Source organism: Blautia sp. DFI.3.45 (genome assembly GCF_020593505.1).
GTDB lineage: Bacteria > Bacillota > Clostridia > Lachnospirales > Lachnospiraceae > Blautia_A > Blautia_A wexlerae.
In genome coordinates this window covers 49,224-67,856 of record NZ_JAJDMI010000002.1, presented here as the reverse complement: position 1 = coordinate 67,856, position 18,633 = coordinate 49,224, and the positions used below count along the sequence as shown (strand labels likewise).

The window sequence follows — 18,633 nt, the reverse complement described above, 5'->3', positions numbered from 1 at the left end:
AATACAGTAACCGGGCAGTGTCGGGACATATAAAACATAAATATGGAGACACCGGACAGTTACGAATATATACAGAAAGCTGCAATTTCCATATCTGCTGTCAGTTTTTTATCATGATCAGCTATGATGCAGACCAGAGAAACAGTATTTGGAGCAGTTTGGAAATTGGGCTTCTGAAATCATATGTAATATTATATTATAGGAACTGCCATATAGGCAAGTACTGACACGTTTTACAGAGAAATAAATTCCGGTTTACGGTCTTTGAAGATTGTATAGTAACGAAAACCACAGGCTTCCAGTACACTGGCAGCTTTATCAAATGCACAGGCGATTTTATCCGGAGTATGCGCATCTGCTCCGATGGTGATGATCTCTCCGCCGAGTTCTCTATAGCGCCTTATTACGGCAGTACATGGATTGGGTTCTCCAAGACCATAATGATATCCGCCTGTATTAAGTTCGATGCCTTTTCCCATGGAAATCAGTTTCTTCAGAATCTCATCCAAAATATCTTTATACCGTCCGTAAGAATATTCCCGGTTCCTGTTAGGACCATAACGGACAACATAATCAATATGTCCGTAAACGTCAAATCCGTCATATGCGGAAATGTTTTCAAGAATGGATTCAAAATATTCCATATAACATAAAAATTCCTTACGTCCTTCAAAAAATTCCGGGTAATAAGGATCATACCCATGGACAAGATGGGATGAACCGATAACGAAATCAAAAGGTGTCTGAGAGAGAAGTGAGTCAAAATATTCTCTCAGATGCATCTGCAGTCCCAGTTCAATTCCGAAACGTACCTGAATTTTATCCTTATATATATCTGAAAGTTCAGCCAGCTTTTCTTTGTAAGCCGGAATATCCAGAGAAAAATCCAGATTGTCCGGAGTAACAGGGTAATCCGGATCCAGATGTTCCGTAAAAGTAATTCCCTGTAGTCCCGTTTCAACAGCGCGATGGATCATAACTTCCATAGGCGTATCCGAGTCAGCAGAAAAAGAAGAGTGCATATGACAATCCCACAATATTTGTCTGCCCATAATTTCAGTCCTTTCTTCTGTAAAAACAGTACTGTTATATTTGCGTGTGATATATTATAAATGAATACTGTGTCCTCTTAAATGGATATATCTGCACCTGAAATATCACAATTACAGGCCCGGATCAGTGTATTCATAAAGCACTGTATACACAGTATAACATATAATTTACATTTTTTACTTAATTTTTATCTGTTTTTTGGAAAATGGTCTTGAATTTTTGTTTAGAATTATGTACAATACATTACAGGTTGATGATTCTTTAACAAACAAAGGATTACCATAATTAACCACTTAATTCATAGGAGGAATTTTATCATGGCAGTAAAAGTTGCAATTAATGGTTTTGGACGTATTGGACGTCTTGCATTCCGTCAGATGTTTGGAGCAGAAGGATTTGAAATCGTAGCAATCAACGATTTAACATCTCCTAAAATGCTTGCTCACTTATTAAAATATGATTCAACACAGGGAAAATATGCTCTTGCAGATACAGTAACAGCAGGAGAAGATTCCATCACAGTTGACGGAAAAGAAATCAAAATTTACGCAAAAGCTAACGCTGCTGAACTTCCATGGGGAGAAATCGGTGTAGACGTAGTTCTTGAGTGTACAGGATTCTATACATCCAAAGACAAAGCTCAGGCTCATATCGATGCAGGTGCTAAACACGTTATCATTTCCGCTCCGGCTGGAAACGATCTTAAGACAATCGTTTACAATGTAAACCATGAAACTCTTACAAAAGAAGATCACATCATCTCCGCAGCTTCCTGTACAACAAACTGCTTAGCTCCAATGGCTAAAGCATTAAATGATCTTGCTGCAATCAAATCCGGTATCATGTGCACAATCCACGCTTACACAGGCGATCAGATGACACTTGACGGACCACAGAGAAAAGGTGATTTAAGAAGATCTCGTGCAGCTGCAGTTAACATCGTTCCTAACAGCACAGGTGCTGCTAAAGCTATCGGTCTTGTTATTCCGGAACTGAACGGTAAACTTATCGGATCTGCTCAGCGTGTTCCTACCCCAACAGGTTCTACAACAATCTTAACAGCAGTTGTTGAAGGAAACGTAACAAAAGAACAGATCAACGCAGCTATGAAAGCAGCTTCTAATGAATCCTTCGGATACAACGAAGATGAAATCGTATCCAGCGATATCGTTGGTATGAGATTTGGTTCTCTGTTCGATGCTACTCAGACAATGGTTCTTCCACTTGAGAATGGCACAACAGAAGTACAGGTAGTTTCCTGGTATGACAACGAGAACTCCTACACAAGCCAGATGGTTCGTACAATCAAACACTTTGGTAAATTACTGAACGCTTAATTTTCAGTAAGTGTAAAGGAATAGACTCCAACGAAGGGTCCGGTCTGATTTGGACCGGACCCTTTTCGCGTGGTCTGGAATGACAGCAGGAAATCAATAAGTTACTGTTTACAGATATGCAGTAACTGTTAAAGAATATTATTAAGGAGGCACCACAAATGCTGAATAAAAAATCTGTTGATGATATCAATGTAAAAGGCAAAAAAGTTCTTGTAAGATGTGACTTCAATGTTCCTCTTCAGGATGGAAAGATCACAGATGAGAACCGTCTGGTTGCAGCTCTTCCTACAATCAAGAAGCTGATCGCTGACGGCGGAAAGGTTATTCTCTGCTCCCACCTTGGAAAACCGAAGGGAGAGCCGAAACCGGAATTATCTCTTGCACCGGTTGCAAAACGTCTTTCCGAATTATTAGGACAGGAAGTTAAGTTTGCAGCAGATCCTGAAGTAGTAGGACCTAACGCAAAAGCAGCAGTAGCTGAGATGAAAGACGGAGATGTTATCTTACTTGAGAACACACGTTATCGCGCAGAAGAAACAAAGAACGGAGACGAATTCAGCAAAGAACTTGCTTCTCTTTGTGATGTATTTGTTAATGATGCATTTGGTACAGCTCACAGAGCACACTGCTCTAATGTTGGTGTGACCAAATATGTTGATACAGCAGTTGTTGGTTACTTAATGCAGAAGGAAATCGATTTCCTTGGAAATGCAGTGAACAATCCTGAGAGACCGTTTGTTGCCATCCTTGGCGGAGCTAAGGTTTCCAGTAAGATTTCTGTAATCAATAACCTTCTTGATAAAGTAGATACTCTTATCATTGGTGGTGGTATGTCTTACACATTCTCAAAAGCTATGGGTGGACATATCGGAACATCTCTTTGTGAGGATGATTATCTTCAGTATGCATTGGACATGATGAAGAAAGCAGAAGACAAAGGTGTGAAACTTCTTCTTCCGTTAGATAACAGAATCGGTGATAACTTCTCTAATGACTGTAATATCCAGGTTGTTAAACGTGGTGAGATTCCGGACGGATGGGAAGGAATGGATATCGGACCGGAAACAGAGAAGCTTTTCGGTGACGCAGTAAAAGATGCTAAGACAGTTGTTTGGAACGGACCGATGGGCTGCTTCGAAATGCCAAACTTCGCTCATGGTACAGAAGCTGTTGCAAAAGCACTTGCTGAAACAGATGCCACAACTATTATCGGTGGTGGTGATTCTGCAGCTGCAGTTAACATCCTTGGTTATGGCGACAAGATGACACACATCTCCACAGGTGGCGGTGCATCTCTTGAATTCCTGGAAGGAAAAGAACTCCCGGGTGTTGCAGCAGCAAACGATAAATAAGAATATAATAACATCCCACAGGGATACTAAGGAGATAAATCATCATGGCAAGAAAGAAAATTATCGCTGGTAACTGGAAAATGAACATGACACCAAGCGAAGCCGTTAAATTAGTAGAAACATTAAAACCATTAGTAGTTAACGATGAAGTAGACGTAGTATTCTGCGTACCTGCAATCGATATCATCCCGGTTGTAGAAGCTGCTAAGGGAACAAACATCCAGGTTGGTGCTGAGAACATGTACTTTGAAGAGAAAGGTGCATACACAGGAGAAATCTCCCCTGCAATGCTCGTAGATGCCGGAGTTAAATATGTTGTTCTTGGACATTCCGAAAGAAGAGAATACTTCGGAGAAACAAACGAAGATGTTAACAAGAAAGTTCTCAAAGCTTTCGAACATGGAATTACACCTATCATGTGCTGTGGCGAAACTCTTACTCAGAGAGAACAGGGCGTGACAATGGATTTCATCCGTCAGCAGGTTAAAGTTGGATTCCAGGGTGTTACAGCAGATCAGGCTAAGACAGCAGTTATCGCTTACGAGCCAATTTGGGCAATCGGAACAGGTAAAACAGCTACAACTGAGCAGGCTCAGGAAGTATGCGCAGGTATTCGTGCATGCATCGCTGAAATCTATGATGAAGCAACAGCAGAAGCAATCCGTATCCAGTATGGCGGATCTGTAAATCCTGCAACAGCACCTGACTTATTCGTTCAGAACGATATCGATGGCGGCCTTGTAGGTGGCGCTTCTCTGAAAGCTGATTTCGGAAAGATCGTAAACTACAAATAAGAATAAAAAACTGATTATAAGCAGATAATCTTTGTGTCCAAACGAGAAATAATATAATGCCCCTGAATACAGGAAAATTGGTAATTTTATTGATTGGATTGTATTCAGGGGATTGTTATAGTTGAAGCAGGTAAGTTACCTGCTTTAATTGCTGTTGCGAATATTTGTTTGGCTATGTCAGACACATAGTATCTTATGAAATTAATATGTATAAAGAAAAAGACAGCTTCATTACTGAAACTGTCTTTTTTATCTGGTGTAAAAATCTGCTGTAAGCTGTTTCTTTTGTACTTTGGGTAAATCTCTTTTGCACGAAAGGAATGCCTCGATACTTTTGTATTTTGACTATTTATCAGGTGTATTTAGTTCATGTATTTTATCTTTTGTATTTTGGAGTATTTCTGAGTTTTTATCCTTGGTGATATAAATGTTTTTCTCTTTGGCAATTCGATGATTTTCTCTTTTGTATGTATAAACTATATCATATTTTTCTACATTCGTCTACAAGTTTCAACAGAAATCAGTCAAAAACATTTCGACAGAATCCCTGTTTTTTCGACATTCGGAGAGGAAATTGACAGATAAATAAAGATTGTCTGATTGCGGGAATCCATTTTCGCTGATATAATGTAAAAAATGTGTAATTATAGAAAGCAGGTTAATATTTTATGGAAGAAAAAGTAACAAAATGTAGTGTATCAAAGAAATGCGGAAGCTGTCAGTATCAGGGTGTTCCTTATAAAGAACAGCTTGCCGCCAAGCAGAAAAGGATGAAGAAGCTTCTTGGAAAGTTTGCAAATGTAAAACCAATCATGGGAATGGATGATCCCTTTTATTATAGAAATAAAGTTCATGCAGTATTTGACAGGGATAAAAAAGGTAATATTATCTGTGGAACCTACGAAGCGAAAACACATAAGGTTGTTCCGATAGAAGAGTGCATGATCGAGGATAAGATCAGTCAGGAAATCATCCGTACAATTCGGGATATGCTGAAATCTTTTAGAATCAAAACATATGATGAGGACACAGGATATGGACTTTTGCGCCATGTGCTGGTGAGAAGAGGGTTTTCCACAGATGAGATCATGGTGGTTCTTGTGATTGGTTCCCCGATCTTTCCTTCAAAAAATAATTTTGTGAAAGCTCTGAGAAAGAAATACCCACAGATTACAACAGTTGTGCTTAACGTCAATGATAAGAAGACCAGTATGGTACTGGGTGAGCGTGATATCGTCATTTATGGAAAAGGATATATCCGGGATACGCTCTGCGGATGTACATTCCGCATTTCTCCGCAGTCTTTTTATCAGGTAAATCCTGTACAGACAGAAATTCTGTATAAGACAGCAATTGAATATGCGGGGCTTGGACGAAAAGAAACAGTGATAGATGCATACTGCGGAATAGGAACAATCGGACTTGTAGCCGCAAAGCGGGCAAAGAATGTCATTGGTGTGGAATTAAATCCGGATGCAGTCCGCGATGCCAGAATCAATGCAAAGGAAAATAAGATTACAAATGCACGTTTCTATCAGGGAGATGCAGGAGAATTTATGGAAAACATGGCAGAAAACGGAGAACATGCAGATGTTGTGTTTATGGATCCGCCACGTACCGGCAGTGATAAAAAGTTTATGTCCTCTGTTATCAAACTGAATCCATCAAGAATCGTATATATCTCCTGTGGACCGGAAACACTGGCAAGAGATCTGGAGTATTTGACAAAACATGGCTATGATGTGAGAAAAATACAGCCGGTAGATATGTTCAGTTTTACAGACCATTGTGAAAATATTTGCCTTTTGACGAAAAAATTTGAGAAACAGACGAAAAATCAAAACGAATACAAATACTAAAAGAATATAAATACCAAAAGAAAAGGAAGGTTTCATGGAAATAAGAAAAGCATCAGTGCAGGATCTTGGGCAGATCATGCAAGTTTATGATAAAGCCCGCAAATTTATGAGAGAAAATGGCAATGCAGAACAGTGGGGTGAAGATTACCCCTCAGCAGAACTGATAAAGCATGATATTGATAAAATGTATCTGTGCATGTCAGAAGGGCAGATTGCCTGTGTTTTCTATTATGCGGCGGAAGAAGATGAAGATTATAAAGAAATTAATGGAAAATGGCTGAATGAAGAACCCTATGGAGTAGTTCACAGGGTAGCGTCCACAGGAATAGTAAGAGGAGCCGCATCATTCTGTCTGGACTGGGCCTATGCTCAGACACTGAATCTCCGTATGGATACATACAGCGATAACATCCCCATGCAGAAACTTCTGGAAAAATGCGGATTTCAGTACTGCGGTTCATTTGAACGTCTGGGAATGGATAAATGGATGGCATACCAGAAAATATAATAAACAAGTCCCCATCTGTTTCAACTGTAAGAGACAGGTTGGGACTTTAAGGTTATTGATTGCTGTAGTTAGAGGTATCCATCAGAAGAAATCCGGTCTTTTACAGATTCTCAACAATCTGGCGTGCTACATATACACCGCTTGCAGAAGCATGGGACAGGGAATGGGTTACACCGCTTCCGTCTCCAATGATATACAGGCCTTTGTATCTGCTTTCCAGATTTTCATCAATATCAACTTCCATATTATAGAACTTAACCTCCACACCATAGAGGAGAGTGTCGTCATTAGCTGTTCCGGGAGCGATTTTATCCAGAGCATAAATCATTTCAATGATTCCGTCAAGGATACGTTTCGGGAGAACAAGACTCAGATCACCGGGAGTAGCTGCGAGAGTAGGTCGTACCATACCTTCTTCGATACGTGCAACCGTACTCCTTCTTCCGCGCACCAGATCGCCGAAACGCTGTACGATCACTCCGCCGCCCAGCATATTGGAAAGACGGGCAATGCTTTCGCCATATCCATTACTGTCTTTAAATGGCTCGGAGAAATGTTTGGCCACCAACAGTGCGAAGTTTGTATTTTCTGTCTGTTTGGACGGATCTTCATAGCTGTGGCCATTTGCTGTGACAATGCCGTTTGTATTTTCGTTTACAACGATGCCATAAGGATTCATACAGAAAGTCCTCACATTATCTTCGAATTTTTCTGTTCTGTAGACAATCTTACTCTCATACAGTTCGTCTGTCAGGTGTGAGAAGATAACAGCAGGAAGTTCTACACGTACACCCAGGTCTACCCGGTTTGATTTGGTTGGGATATCAAGTTCTTTACAGATCTGTTCCATCCATTTGCTTCCGCTTCTGCCTACGGATACAATGCATTTGCTGCAGTCAGTGGTATCATTCTTTGTGATGATACGGTATCTGTCTTCAAGTACTTCCAGACGTTCTACAGGAGTGTTGAAATGAAAATCAACATGCTCTTTTAATTTTGCATATAAGTTCTCAAGAACCACATAGTTAATGTCTGTTCCCAGATGACGTACGGAAGCATCCAGAAGCTTTAATTTGTTCTGCATACAAAGTTTTTTGAATTTGGTTCCGGCTGTAGAATACATTTTTGTGTCCTGTCCGCCGTAGGCAACATTGATCTCATCTACGTAACGCATCAGGTCAAGAGCGTCTTTCTTTCCAATATGTTCATAAAGTGTTCCGCCGAAATCATTTGTGATATTGTATTTGCCGTCAGAGAAAGCACCGGCACCGCCAAAGCCGCTCATAATGGCACAGGTTTTACATTTGATACAGGTTTTTACTTTGTCACCATCAATTGGGCAATGTCTTTTACTGAGAGGATTTCCAGCCTCAAAAACAGCAATCTTTAAATCGTTATTTTGTTTCATCAGTTCATAGGCAGAGAAAATACCGCCAGGTCCTGCGCCGATGATCACTACATCATATTTCATATATACTACGATCCTTTCAGGTAAAAATATTTTGTAAATCTGCAGCAAGTCTCCTGAACGCACTATTTAACTGATAAATTGCGAAGCGGATGATATTATGCGCCTGAAGAGAATGCCATAGATAAGTCTGCGTTACTGAGAACGAAGGAGACAGTAATAAGTATATCATAAATAAATGAAAAAATCTTATGTTTTTGTGAATGGACTTATAGGATAACATTATAAATAATGTTTTAACCGAATCAGGTAAGTCCCCTGTGGAGATTGCGGGAATGATTTTTCAGACACGCTCTAGCATCATGAGAAAGATAAAAAGAACAAATAGTTCTATAAAAGGACACAACTACATCATATTGATATTGAACCCGAAAAAATTATTTTTCCTCAGGTTCAGCATTATCCGGAATGTGTTCTACAATATCACCGAAATCGCAGTCAAGGATTGAACATAAGATATCAAGACTGCGGATTTCCACATTTTCATTATGACGGAGTTTATCCAGAAAAGAAGTGCTTATGCCATAGTGAGTGTACAGGGCATACTGGCTGATTTTCCGCTCCTTCATAGTCTTCCATAATTTTCTATAGCTTATCATATGTAATAACCGTCCGATTTGTTCTTGATTCATATTTATTATCGGGTTAAAATAGGTCTTGTAACAGTGTCTTTATAAAGACACTATTGAGAAGGAAAGTGATATAATGAAGACGATCAGAAAGATAATGGAAGGCGTGGCCGCAGCCTGCATATCAGTGGCAATGTATTACTGCTTCCTGAGTGGAGCCCCTGCCGGGGGAACAGAGAGAACTGTTTATATGATCCTGGATGGAATATTCTGTATTTCTGCCTGGGTGGCAGGAGTGGGGATATTATGGTATGTGAGATGGCTTCGCAGACGGAACAAAGAACTGGAAAATATGATAAAGATTTTACTTAAAAATGCAGACAAACTTGACAAATAGGAAATTCTGCCATACTATAAAAACCAACGAAAACGAAAGGGGAATCCTGCAAAATGAATAAAAATGTCATCAAAGCCGCACTGTTAGGATTTGGAACAGTAGGAACAGGTGTATATAAGGTACTGAAGAATCAGGAAAAGGAAATGTCGGCCAAGATTGGCTGTAAAGTTGAGATAAAGAAAATCCTTGTGAGAAATATAGAGAAGGCAGCAGCGAAGATAGAAGACGCCTCATTGCTCACCAGCCAGTGGGATGAGATTATAAATGATCCGGAGATTGAGATTGTGATTGAACTGATGGGTGGGATTAATCCTGCAAAAGAGTATATCCTTTCTGCATTAAAAGCCGGTAAGCATGTAGTCTCTGCAAACAAGGATCTGATCGCAGTACATGGTCATGAGCTTCTGGATGCGGCACATGAGAGTAAAGTGGATTTTCTGTTTGAAGCAGCAGTAGCAGGTGGTATTCCGATCATCAGACCATTGAAACAGTGTCTGGCAGGAAATCACATGACAGAAGTTATGGGTATTGTAAACGGAACCACAAACTTTATTCTGACAAAGATGACTCAGGAAGGTATGGAGTTTAAGGATGCCCTGGCACTTGCAACAGAACTTGGATATGCGGAGGCTGATCCGACTGCTGATATCGAAGGTCTGGATGCAGGACGTAAGGTAGCGATCCTTGCATCTGTGGCATTTAACTCACGTGTGGTATTTAACGATGTATATACAGAGGGAATTGCCAAGATCACATCAAAAGATATTCATTATGCGAAAGAAATGGGACGTGATATCAAGCTTCTGGGTGTTGCAAGAAACGAAGCAGACGGAATTGAAGCATATGTGTGCCCGATGCTGATCCCCAGTTCCCATCCGCTTGCAACTGTAAATGATTCCTATAATGCAGTATTTGTCCATGGAGATGCAGTGGAGGATGCCATGTTCTTCGGAAGAGGAGCAGGAGAACTTCCTACAGCCAGTGCAGTTGTGGGTGATGTATTTGATATTGTGAGAAATATTCTTGCAGGATGCTGCGGCAGAATCGGATGTACCTGTTACAAGAATATCCCTGTTAAGAAAATGGAAGATACACATAACCGTTATTTCCTCCGTCTCAAAGTAGAGGATCGCTGCGGTGTTCTTGCCGAGATGACTGCTATTTTTGCCAAATATCAGGTCAGTGTTGCACAGATTATCCAGAAAGATACCAAGGTGGAAGGGTGTGCGGAAGTAGTTGTGATCACTGAGAAGGTAAGAGAAGGTGATTTTAGAACTGCCATCGAAGAACTGAGAAACAGGGATTCCGTAAGAAAGATTTCCACGATCATTCGTGTATATGGAAAATAAGTTACTGTTCTTTTCATATATTATAGTAATGAAAATGAAACAGATACAAAAAAAGAATTGAAAAATCCTGAGATTTTGATACTATATAAGAGATGTCAGATATAAAAGATTTATTGTGCAGAGATGATCAGTTTTCTGCTCCTGATATCAGCAAAACAGTTATCAATTATGAATAAACATAAAAGGAGAACATTATGAGCAAAAAACCAACCGTATTAATGATTCTTGATGGATATGGTCTGAATGACAAAAAGGAAGGAAATGCTGTATATCTGGCTAAAACACCGGTTATGGACAAGCTGATGGCAGAATATCCATTTGTAAAAGGAAACGCAAGCGGACTGGCAGTAGGTCTTCCGGACGGACAGATGGGTAATTCTGAAGTAGGACATATGAATATGGGCGCAGGCCGTATCGTATATCAGGAACTTACCAGAATCACAAAAGAAATCCAGGACGGTGATTTCTTTAAGAATGAAGCTCTTCTTGCAGCAATGAAGAACGCAAAAGAGAATAACTCCGCAGTGCATTTCATGGGACTTCTTTCTGATGGTGGTGTGCACAGTCATAATACACATCTTTATGGATTACTTGAGATGGCTAAGAGAGAGGGCGTTGAGAAGGTTTACGTACATTGTTTCCTTGACGGTCGTGACACACCTCCTGCATCAGGTAAAGAGTTTGTAGAGGCTCTTGAAGCAGAGATGAAGAAGATCGGTGTAGGTGAGATTGCTACTGTTTCCGGACGTTACTATGCGATGGATCGTGATAACCGCTGGGATCGTGTAGAACTTGCATACAATGCTCTTACAACAGGAGAAGGCGTAAAGGGAACAGATGCACCAGCAGCAGTTCAGGCTTCTTATGATAATGATAAGACAGATGAGTTTGTTCTTCCTACAGTTATCGAGAAAGACGGACAGCCGACAGGTGTTATATCTGATAAAGATTCTGTTGTATTCTTTAATTTCCGTCCTGACCGCGCTCGTGAGATCACAAGAGCATTCTGCGATGATGATTTCCAGGGATTTGAAAGAAAAGCAAGACCACAGGTTACTTTCGTATGCTTCACAGATTACGATGATACCATTCAGAATAAACAGGTTGCATTCCACAAGGTTCAGCTTCACAATACATTTGGTGAGTATCTTGCAGCACACAATATGACTCAGGCGCGTATTGCTGAAACAGAGAAATATGCACATGTTACATTCTTCTTCAACGGCGGTGTGGAAGAGCCGAACAAAGGAGAAGACAGAATTCTGGTTAAATCTCCGAAGGTTGCAACCTACGATCTTCAGCCGGAAATGAGTGCACCCCAGGTTTGCGAGAAACTGGTAGATGCGATCAAATCTGACAAATATGATGTGATCGTGATCAACTTTGCAAACCCGGATATGGTTGGACATACAGGCGTACAGGAAGCTGCCATCAAAGCAGTGGAAACTGTTGATGAATGTGTTGGCAAAGCAGTAGAGGCTCTTAAGGAAGTGGACGGACAGATGTTTATCTGTGCTGACCATGGAAATGCAGAACAGCTGATCGACTATGAGACAGGTGCTCCGTGGACTGCACATACAACAAATCCTGTACCATTTATTCTTGTAAATGCAGATCCGAAATATACACTGCGCGAGAACGGATGTCTTGCAGATATCGTTCCTACACTGATCCAGCTTATGGGAATGGAACAGCCTGCGGAAATGACAGGAAAATCACTTCTTGTAGAGAAATAATATAATACAAAAACTGTGAGAACTGCTTTGCAGACATCAGCAGTTCGTGATATTGACGAAACCCTCTGACACAAATCAGAGGGTTTTTTGTTTGTTTTTGGTGATTATGTAGAAAATCATGGAATTAAAAAACACATCTTGAAATGGAAAATTTTTTCAACTATAATCGCTCTGATATCTGATAAAACAGATATCGAAAACAGCAAATAAAGAGGATTAAAAAAGGATTGGGAGGGTTTATTGGAATGCAGACAGACATGACAGTTGGGAAACCAATGAAGATGATACTTGACTTTACGATACCTGTATTTATAGGTAATGTATTCCAGCAGTTTTACAACATGGCAGATGCCATAATCGTAGGAAAATTTGTAGGAACAAAAGGGCTGGCAGCGGTTGGTTCAACAGGAACGATCATGTTTCTGATCATAGGTTTTCTTACGGGACTGACAGCCGGTTTTACAGTTCTGACCTCACAGAAATTCGGTGCAGGAAAGATGGATGAGATGCGTCAGTCAGTGGGAAATGCGGCGTTACTTTCAATTATCATTTCGGTTATAATGACGGCTGTCAGTATGGTGGGGATGCACTCGCTTCTGACATTAATGCATACACCAGAGGATATTTTTCAGGATGCATATACCTACATTATGATCATATGCGGAGGTATTTTTGCACAGGTATTATATAATATCCTGGCCAGTATTCTGAGAGCACTGGGAAACAGTAAGACACCCTTGTATTTCCTGATTCTGGCGGCACTTTTGAATATAGTACTTGACCTGACGTTTATTATTGTTTTCCATATGGGAGTCGCCGGGGCTGCCTGGGCAACGATCACAGCACAGGGAGTATCCGGAGTGCTTTGCCTGATTTATATCATAAAATACGTACCGGAATTGAGACTGAAGGCGGATGACTGGAGATTTCGTTCAGAGATTGCCAAAAAAGAAATTCTTGTGGGCATTCCCATGGGACTGCAGTATTCCATCACTGCGATCGGAACCATGATGGTACAGTCTGCACTGAATATTCTTGGTTCCTATGCAGTAGCGGCATTTACGGCAGGAAATAAGATTGAGAATATTTTTACCCAGGCATATGTTGCAATCGGAACAACAATGGCAACATATAATGCACAGAATATAGGAGCGCGTAAACTGGACAGAGTCAGACAGGGATTTAACAGTGCGCATATTATAGGAATTACCTATGCCATTGTTACAGGTGTGATTATTTTCTTCTTTGGCAAATATCTGTCTTATCTGTTTATTTCAGATAATGCCGCAGAAGTCATCCCTATGGTTGATACTTATGTGAAATGCGTGGCAGTATTTTTCATACCACTTCACTTTGTCAATGCACTCAGGAATGGTATCCAGGGCATGGGATACGGACTGCTTCCCATGCTTGCCGGTGTTGCAGAACTGGCAGGACGTGGAATCACTGCTATGGTCGCGGCAGCTCATAAGAGTTACTTTGGAGCATGTATGGCCAGTCCGATGGCATGGGTGCTTGCCGGAGGACTTTTGATCGTTATGTATTTCTATGTGATGAAGGATATGAAACGCAGACTTGGCCTGTAAAAATAAGAAAAATCACAAGGGATTTGCCAAAGAAAACATTTTTCGGGGATATTACCTGCAAACAGTAATAAAAAATGAGAAAAAGGTGAATAGTAGGTGCAAATTGGAAGAATTATGTTATAATGAAACATGCAGCGCAGGTTTATGTGATCAGTACATAAATTCTGTGTATTGTGAAGCGTATTATTAAGAATTATAGCAAGCCTCTTAATTAACGGAATCAACAGTAATATGATTCAGAAGTAATAGGCTTCAGGAAAAATGAACGGTAACATTTATGTTGAGGAGAAAATAGATGGGCAACAAAGAGGAAAAAAACAACACAGTCCCAAATGGCAGTATGGAAATAACTGGCAGACGCCATAAATCCGCAAGACCGGGGAGAATTTCGTATGTACCGATCAGTGATGAAGATCTTGCACCTTATGAACCGCCTGTTCGCAAGAAGCATAAAGGATTAAAAATTACAGGAATCGCAGTGGCAATGGTTATTGTAAGTGCCGGAGCCGCATATGCAGGTATGTCATATTATTATTCGGATAAATTCTTTGAAGGAACATCGATCAATGGCATTGACTGTTCAGGTAAAACTGCTTATGAGGCAGAACAGAAGCTTGCGAAGACAGTAGAGAACTATTCCATAGAGGTTGATTCCAGAAATCTGGATCCGCAGACGATCAGCGGAGATCAGATCGGCTATAGTTATGTTTCTGATGGAAGTGTTCTGAAACTTCTGAAAGATCAGAAACCTTATGAATGGATTAGAGGTTTTTTTGAAAAGAAGAGCTATACAGCCGCTGAGAACACGACTTACGATAAAGAAAAGCTGAAAAAACAGGTGAAGGCACTTAACTGTGCACAGAAAGAGAATCAGGTAGCTCCTGAGAATGCATATGTCGCATATGGAGATTCGCAGTTTGAGATTGTCCCGGAGACAGAGGGAAGTAAGCTGGATTTGAAAAATGCTTATAACGTGCTTTCGGAAGCTGTTTCGGGAAATAAAACTTCGGTTGATTTCGACAGTGAGCCGGACGTGTATGTAAAAGCAGATATCACCAGCGACAATCCGGATCTGCAGGCGTCTCTTAATGCATGTAACAATTTCACAAAAGCAAGCATTACGTATACTTTTGGAGATGAAACGGAAACCCTGGATGGAAATACGATCAAGGACTGGCTGAATTTTGATGAAAAAGGACAGCTGATCATGGATGATACATCTTTCAGACAGCACATCGCAGATTATGTGGCGCAGCTTGCAGCGGCCCATGATACGGTGGGAACTGAAAGAGAGTTCCAGACAACAAGTGGGAGAACTGTCAGTGTATACGGTTCTGCATATGGATGGCAGATAGACCAGGTTTCAGAGGTTGCACAGCTGACACAGGAAATCCAGTCAGGGACACAGACAACCAGAGAGCCGGTTTATTCTATGACAGCCAATGCACATGGTTACAATGATATAGGAAATACTTATATTGAAGTGGATCTGTCCGAACAGCATATGTATTTCTACCAGAACGGAGAAGATATCTTTGAGTCAGATATTGTTTCCGGTGATATGAGATATTCTGACCGTCAGACTCCGGCCGGTATTTATACGATTTATTATAAGAAGAGCCCGGATGTGCTCAGAGGTAAACAGCTGGCAAATGGTAAATACGAATATGAACAGCCGGTAACGTACTGGATGCCGTTTAATGGCGGTATTGGTTTCCATGATGCAAACTGGCAGCCATACTTTGGTGGAGATCGTTTCATGGAAGGCGGTTCGCATGGATGTATCAATATGCCGCCGGAGAAAGCAGCAGAACTTTATAATATTATTGACTGCAATATTCCAATCGTATGTTTCTATTAATATTGATCAGGAATTACTTTTCTGTAATCTTTTAATTGGAGGCATTGAACAGTTTTCTGAAAAATAAAAACAGGTATGGATATTCCGGGATCATTGTATGCGAAACAATAGTCCCGGATTTCTATAAAAAGAAAAAAGGTTCTGTATGGTAAAATGCAGAAAGAAAGGGGAAGGTTATGAATTTTGATTCTTTAAACATCATACTGACAATTGCCGCTTTCATAGTAGGAATAATGCTTCTGACAGGACATGGGGATATTTTCCTGAAAGGTGGAAACTCGGACATCAGTAAGAAGCTTTATGATGAAGAGAAGATGGCAAAAGCAAGTGGAGTTGCGCTTATTTTGATTGGCGTTGTTTCTGCTATAGATCTTTTTACTACAGCACTGGCCTTTAAAATAGCTTACATAGCAGCACTTCTGATCATTATTGTCGGGCTTGTGTGTTATTTGAAATTAAAATGTAAAAAATAATGAATAAGACAAGAAGGATCGAGATACGGTAAAATGTGTACGGTCCTTTTTATTTTTATGTATTAGCGTTTTTTTCTGTTTTGTGATAAAATGACATACAGGCCAAAATCCAATTGCCACAGGTAATCTGAAATGAATTTTGGCGGCGTTACTGAGAATGGAGTGAACAGTAAATAAACGAGGAAAAGATAAATTATGGTACTTGAAGAGATTGTGCGGCCTCTGGTAAAATGGTACAGGGATAATAAGAGGATTCTTCCATGGAGAGATAAGGACAATGCTTATTATACATGGGTGTCGGAGATTATGCTGCAGCAAACCAGAGTGGAGGCAGTGAAACCCTATTTTCAGAGATTTATCACAGAACTCCCGGATATTCAGTCACTGGCGGAATGTCCTGAAGAGAAACTTCTGAAGTTATGGGAGGGACTGGGATATTATAACCGCGTTCGGAACATGCAGGAAGCGGCGAAAACTGTAAAAGATGAATATAATGGCAGACTGCCTGAAGATTATCAGGCGCTTTTGTCGTTAAAGGGAATAGGAAGTTATACAGCCGGTGCCATTGCATCGATCGCATATGGGGAAAAGGTTCCGGCTGTAGACGGGAATGTACTGCGTGTGATTTCCAGAATTACAGAGAGTACGGAAGACATCAGCCGGCAGTCTGTCCGCAGAAAAATAGAACAGCAGGTTTCGCAGATCATGCCCTCAGATTGTCCGGGAGACTTTAATCAGGCACTGATGGAACTGGGAGCTGTGATATGTGTTCCCAACGGTCAGGCGAAATGTGCAGAATGTCCGATTGCATTTACCTGTCTGGCTCACAGACATGATAAAGCGGATATGATTCCTGTAAAAGCACCTAAGAAAGCCAGAACACAGGACAACAGGACTGTGTTTATCATTCAGGACGGAGAATGCACAGCTATCAGGAAAAGACCTGAGAAAGGACTTTTGGCAGGCTTATATGAACTGCCAAATATTCAGGGACATTTAAAAAGCGAAGATGCGCTTTTGTACGTAAAAGAGTTGGGACTTGATCCATTATATATAGAAGAACTTCCGCCTGCGAAACATATTTTCTCCCATATTGAATGGAGAATGCAGGCATACAGAATAAAGGTATCATCCCTAAAGACAACACAGGATAAAGAACTCATTTTTGTAAGTAAAGAACAGTCAGGTAAACAATACGCAATTCCATCTGCTTTTGGAGCGTATGCAAAGTATATCAAGGAGGAAACAAGATGAAACTGTTAAGTATTGCGATTCCATGTTATAATTCCCAGGATTATATGGAGAGTTGTATAGAGTCATTACTGGTGGGAGGAGAAGAAGTAGAGATTCTTATAGTAGATGACGGATCTTCTGACAGAACTGCTGAGATTGCAGATGACTATGCCAGGAAATATCCGACAATTGTAAAGGCAATCCATCAGGAAAATGGTGGTCATGGAGAAGCTGTCAATGCAGGGATCAGAAATGCTACAGGATTGTATTTCAAGGTAGTGGACAGTGATGACTGGGTAAATAAAGAAGCGTATGTACAGATTTTGAAAACTTTATATGAACTGCTCAGAGGTCCACAGACAGTTGACCTTCTGATCAGTAATTTTGTATATGAGAAACAGGGCGCAACCCGTAAGAAAATCATGCAGTACCGCAAATGCCTGCCGCAGGACAGAATATTTGGATGGGAAGAAGTGAAACACATGCCGAAAGGTAAATATCTTCTGATGCACTCCATGATCTATCGTACAAAACTGCTTCATGAATGCAATCTGGAACTGCCGAAGCATACATTTTATGTAGACAATCTATTTGCTTTTGAACCTCTTCCGTATGTAAAGAATCTGTATTATCTGGATGTGAATTTCTACCGTTATTTTATCGGGAGAGATGACCAGTCTGTAAATGAGAAAGTGATGATCAAACGTATTGACCAGCAGATCCGGGTAAACAAACTCATGGTAGATGCATATATCAACTGTAAAAATACAAATAAGCAGTTGAAAGCGTATATGTTCAGCTATCTGGATATTATTACAACTATTTCTTCCATTATGCTGATACGTGCCAATACAGAAGAGTCCCTTCAGAAGAAGAAAGAACTTCTGGAATATATCAGGACAGAGAATAAACAGGTATACAGAAAACTGCGTCACAGTCTTTTCGGAAGAGTCATGAACCTTCCGGGAAGAGGTGGAAGAAAAATGTCAGTGGCAGCCTACAAAATCAGCCAGAAATTCTATGGATTTAACTGATGCGTAAAAGCTTCACATCCGGAT

The 18,633-nt window shown here is 40.5% G+C and carries 16 protein-coding genes; 13 read left to right on the top strand and 3 right to left on the bottom strand.

Going from position 1 to position 18,633, the window contains the following annotated elements; translation table 11 throughout:
- Positions 1 to 233 precede the first annotated feature (233 nt).
- Positions 234 to 1,052, bottom strand: a complete 819-nt coding sequence (locus LJE09_RS01085) for a histidinol-phosphatase HisJ family protein (protein WP_227310913.1) — start codon at positions 1,050 to 1,052, stop codon at positions 234 to 236.
- Between the two features lie 318 nt (positions 1,053 to 1,370).
- On the opposite strand from LJE09_RS01085, the gene gap reads away from it, so the two are divergent.
- The 5 genes from gap to LJE09_RS01060 all read left to right on the top strand — a co-directional run bounded on the left by gap (position 1,371) and on the right by LJE09_RS01060 (position 6,903).
- The gene (gene gap, locus LJE09_RS01080; RefSeq protein ID WP_008704062.1) at positions 1,371 to 2,390 is read left to right on the top strand and encodes a type I glyceraldehyde-3-phosphate dehydrogenase; all 1,020 of its coding nucleotides are present in this window, start codon (positions 1,371 to 1,373) and stop codon (positions 2,388 to 2,390) included.
- A 158-nt stretch (positions 2,391 to 2,548) separates the two neighbouring features.
- Complete coding sequence (locus LJE09_RS01075) at positions 2,549 to 3,742, top strand: phosphoglycerate kinase (protein ID WP_025577282.1); 1,194 nt, start codon at positions 2,549 to 2,551, stop codon at positions 3,740 to 3,742.
- Positions 3,743 to 3,786: 44 nt separating this feature from the next.
- A complete protein-coding gene (gene tpiA, locus LJE09_RS01070; protein WP_022381027.1) occupies positions 3,787 to 4,536 on the top strand; it encodes a triose-phosphate isomerase in 750 nt (249 codons plus the stop codon).
- Between the two features lie 668 nt (positions 4,537 to 5,204).
- The gene (gene rlmD / locus LJE09_RS01065; RefSeq protein ID WP_118408906.1) at positions 5,205 to 6,395 is read left to right on the top strand and encodes a 23S rRNA (uracil(1939)-C(5))-methyltransferase RlmD; all 1,191 of its coding nucleotides are present in this window, start codon (positions 5,205 to 5,207) and stop codon (positions 6,393 to 6,395) included.
- 34 nt (positions 6,396 to 6,429) lie between these two features.
- Complete coding sequence (locus tag LJE09_RS01060) at positions 6,430 to 6,903, top strand: GNAT family N-acetyltransferase (protein WP_118613954.1); 474 nt, start codon at positions 6,430 to 6,432, stop codon at positions 6,901 to 6,903.
- Between the two features lie 100 nt (positions 6,904 to 7,003).
- Here LJE09_RS01060 and LJE09_RS01055 read toward each other — a convergent pair whose 3' ends face one another.
- Both LJE09_RS01055 and LJE09_RS01050 read right to left on the bottom strand, forming a co-directional pair.
- Complete coding sequence (locus LJE09_RS01055; protein ID WP_055057424.1) at positions 7,004 to 8,374, bottom strand: NAD(P)/FAD-dependent oxidoreductase; 1,371 nt, start codon at positions 8,372 to 8,374, stop codon at positions 7,004 to 7,006.
- A 374-nt stretch (positions 8,375 to 8,748) separates the two neighbouring features.
- Positions 8,749 to 8,970 carry a helix-turn-helix domain-containing protein gene (locus LJE09_RS01050; RefSeq protein ID WP_026648433.1) on the bottom strand — a complete coding sequence of 74 codons (222 nt, stop codon included), beginning with the start codon at positions 8,968 to 8,970 and terminating at the stop codon, positions 8,749 to 8,751.
- 106 nt (positions 8,971 to 9,076) lie between these two features.
- Between LJE09_RS01050 and LJE09_RS01045 the strand changes: the two genes are divergently transcribed.
- The 8 genes from LJE09_RS01045 (at position 9,077) to LJE09_RS01010 (ending at position 18,609) form a co-directional block, all read left to right on the top strand.
- A complete protein-coding gene (locus LJE09_RS01045; protein WP_008704052.1) occupies positions 9,077 to 9,337 on the top strand; it encodes a hypothetical protein in 261 nt (86 codons plus the stop codon).
- 53 nt (positions 9,338 to 9,390) lie between these two features.
- Positions 9,391 to 10,686 (top strand): homoserine dehydrogenase, encoded by a 1,296-nt coding sequence (locus LJE09_RS01040; protein WP_118613952.1) that lies wholly within the window; start codon positions 9,391 to 9,393, stop codon positions 10,684 to 10,686.
- Positions 10,687 to 10,880: 194 nt separating this feature from the next.
- Complete coding sequence (gene gpmI, locus LJE09_RS01035; protein WP_008704048.1) at positions 10,881 to 12,422, top strand: 2,3-bisphosphoglycerate-independent phosphoglycerate mutase; 1,542 nt, start codon at positions 10,881 to 10,883, stop codon at positions 12,420 to 12,422.
- Between the two features lie 245 nt (positions 12,423 to 12,667).
- Positions 12,668 to 14,008, top strand: a complete 1,341-nt coding sequence (locus tag LJE09_RS01030; protein ID WP_118585605.1) for an MATE family efflux transporter — start codon at positions 12,668 to 12,670, stop codon at positions 14,006 to 14,008.
- A 295-nt stretch (positions 14,009 to 14,303) separates the two neighbouring features.
- Positions 14,304 to 15,869 (top strand): L,D-transpeptidase family protein, encoded by a 1,566-nt coding sequence (locus LJE09_RS01025; protein WP_182465553.1) that lies wholly within the window; start codon positions 14,304 to 14,306, stop codon positions 15,867 to 15,869.
- A gap of 176 nt (positions 15,870 to 16,045) precedes the next feature.
- Positions 16,046 to 16,342, top strand: coding sequence for a DUF3784 domain-containing protein (locus LJE09_RS01020; protein WP_022381021.1), 297 nt, complete (start codon positions 16,046 to 16,048; stop codon positions 16,340 to 16,342).
- Between the two features lie 195 nt (positions 16,343 to 16,537).
- On the top strand, positions 16,538 to 17,596 hold the full coding sequence (gene mutY, locus LJE09_RS01015; RefSeq protein WP_022381020.1) for an A/G-specific adenine glycosylase: 1,059 nt from the start codon (positions 16,538 to 16,540) through the stop codon (positions 17,594 to 17,596).
- The gene (locus LJE09_RS01010) at positions 17,593 to 18,609 is read left to right on the top strand and encodes a glycosyltransferase family 2 protein (RefSeq protein WP_022381019.1); all 1,017 of its coding nucleotides are present in this window, start codon (positions 17,593 to 17,595) and stop codon (positions 18,607 to 18,609) included. The genes mutY and LJE09_RS01010 overlap by 4 nt, the downstream gene beginning before the upstream one ends.
- The last annotated feature ends 24 nt before the right edge of the window (positions 18,610 to 18,633 follow it).

Excerpts from the sequence above, each read along its gene's own strand:
- mutY (WP_022381020.1), top strand. The coding sequence starts at position 16,538 with ATGGTACTTGAAGAGATTGTGCGGCCTCTGGTAAAATGGTACAGGGAT.
- gpmI (WP_008704048.1), top strand. The coding sequence starts at position 10,881 with ATGAGCAAAAAACCAACCGTATTAATGATTCTTGATGGATATGGTCTG.
- LJE09_RS01055 (WP_055057424.1), bottom strand. The coding sequence starts at position 8,374 with ATGAAATATGATGTAGTGATCATCGGCGCAGGACCTGGCGGTATTTTC.
- LJE09_RS01040 (WP_118613952.1), top strand. The coding sequence starts at position 9,391 with ATGAATAAAAATGTCATCAAAGCCGCACTGTTAGGATTTGGAACAGTA.
- LJE09_RS01085 (WP_227310913.1), bottom strand. The coding sequence starts at position 1,052 with ATGGGCAGACAAATATTGTGGGATTGTCATATGCACTCTTCTTTTTCT.
- LJE09_RS01075 (WP_025577282.1), top strand. The coding sequence starts at position 2,549 with ATGCTGAATAAAAAATCTGTTGATGATATCAATGTAAAAGGCAAAAAA.
- LJE09_RS01060 (WP_118613954.1), top strand. The coding sequence starts at position 6,430 with ATGGAAATAAGAAAAGCATCAGTGCAGGATCTTGGGCAGATCATGCAA.
- tpiA (WP_022381027.1), top strand. The coding sequence starts at position 3,787 with ATGGCAAGAAAGAAAATTATCGCTGGTAACTGGAAAATGAACATGACA.
- LJE09_RS01050 (WP_026648433.1), bottom strand. The coding sequence starts at position 8,970 with ATGATAAGCTATAGAAAATTATGGAAGACTATGAAGGAGCGGAAAATC.
- LJE09_RS01045 (WP_008704052.1), top strand. The coding sequence starts at position 9,077 with ATGAAGACGATCAGAAAGATAATGGAAGGCGTGGCCGCAGCCTGCATA.
- rlmD (WP_118408906.1), top strand. The coding sequence starts at position 5,205 with ATGGAAGAAAAAGTAACAAAATGTAGTGTATCAAAGAAATGCGGAAGC.
- LJE09_RS01010 (WP_022381019.1), top strand. The coding sequence starts at position 17,593 with ATGAAACTGTTAAGTATTGCGATTCCATGTTATAATTCCCAGGATTAT.
- LJE09_RS01020 (WP_022381021.1), top strand. The coding sequence starts at position 16,046 with ATGAATTTTGATTCTTTAAACATCATACTGACAATTGCCGCTTTCATA.
- LJE09_RS01025 (WP_182465553.1), top strand. The coding sequence starts at position 14,304 with ATGGGCAACAAAGAGGAAAAAAACAACACAGTCCCAAATGGCAGTATG.
- LJE09_RS01030 (WP_118585605.1), top strand. The coding sequence starts at position 12,668 with ATGCAGACAGACATGACAGTTGGGAAACCAATGAAGATGATACTTGAC.
- gap (WP_008704062.1), top strand. The coding sequence starts at position 1,371 with ATGGCAGTAAAAGTTGCAATTAATGGTTTTGGACGTATTGGACGTCTT.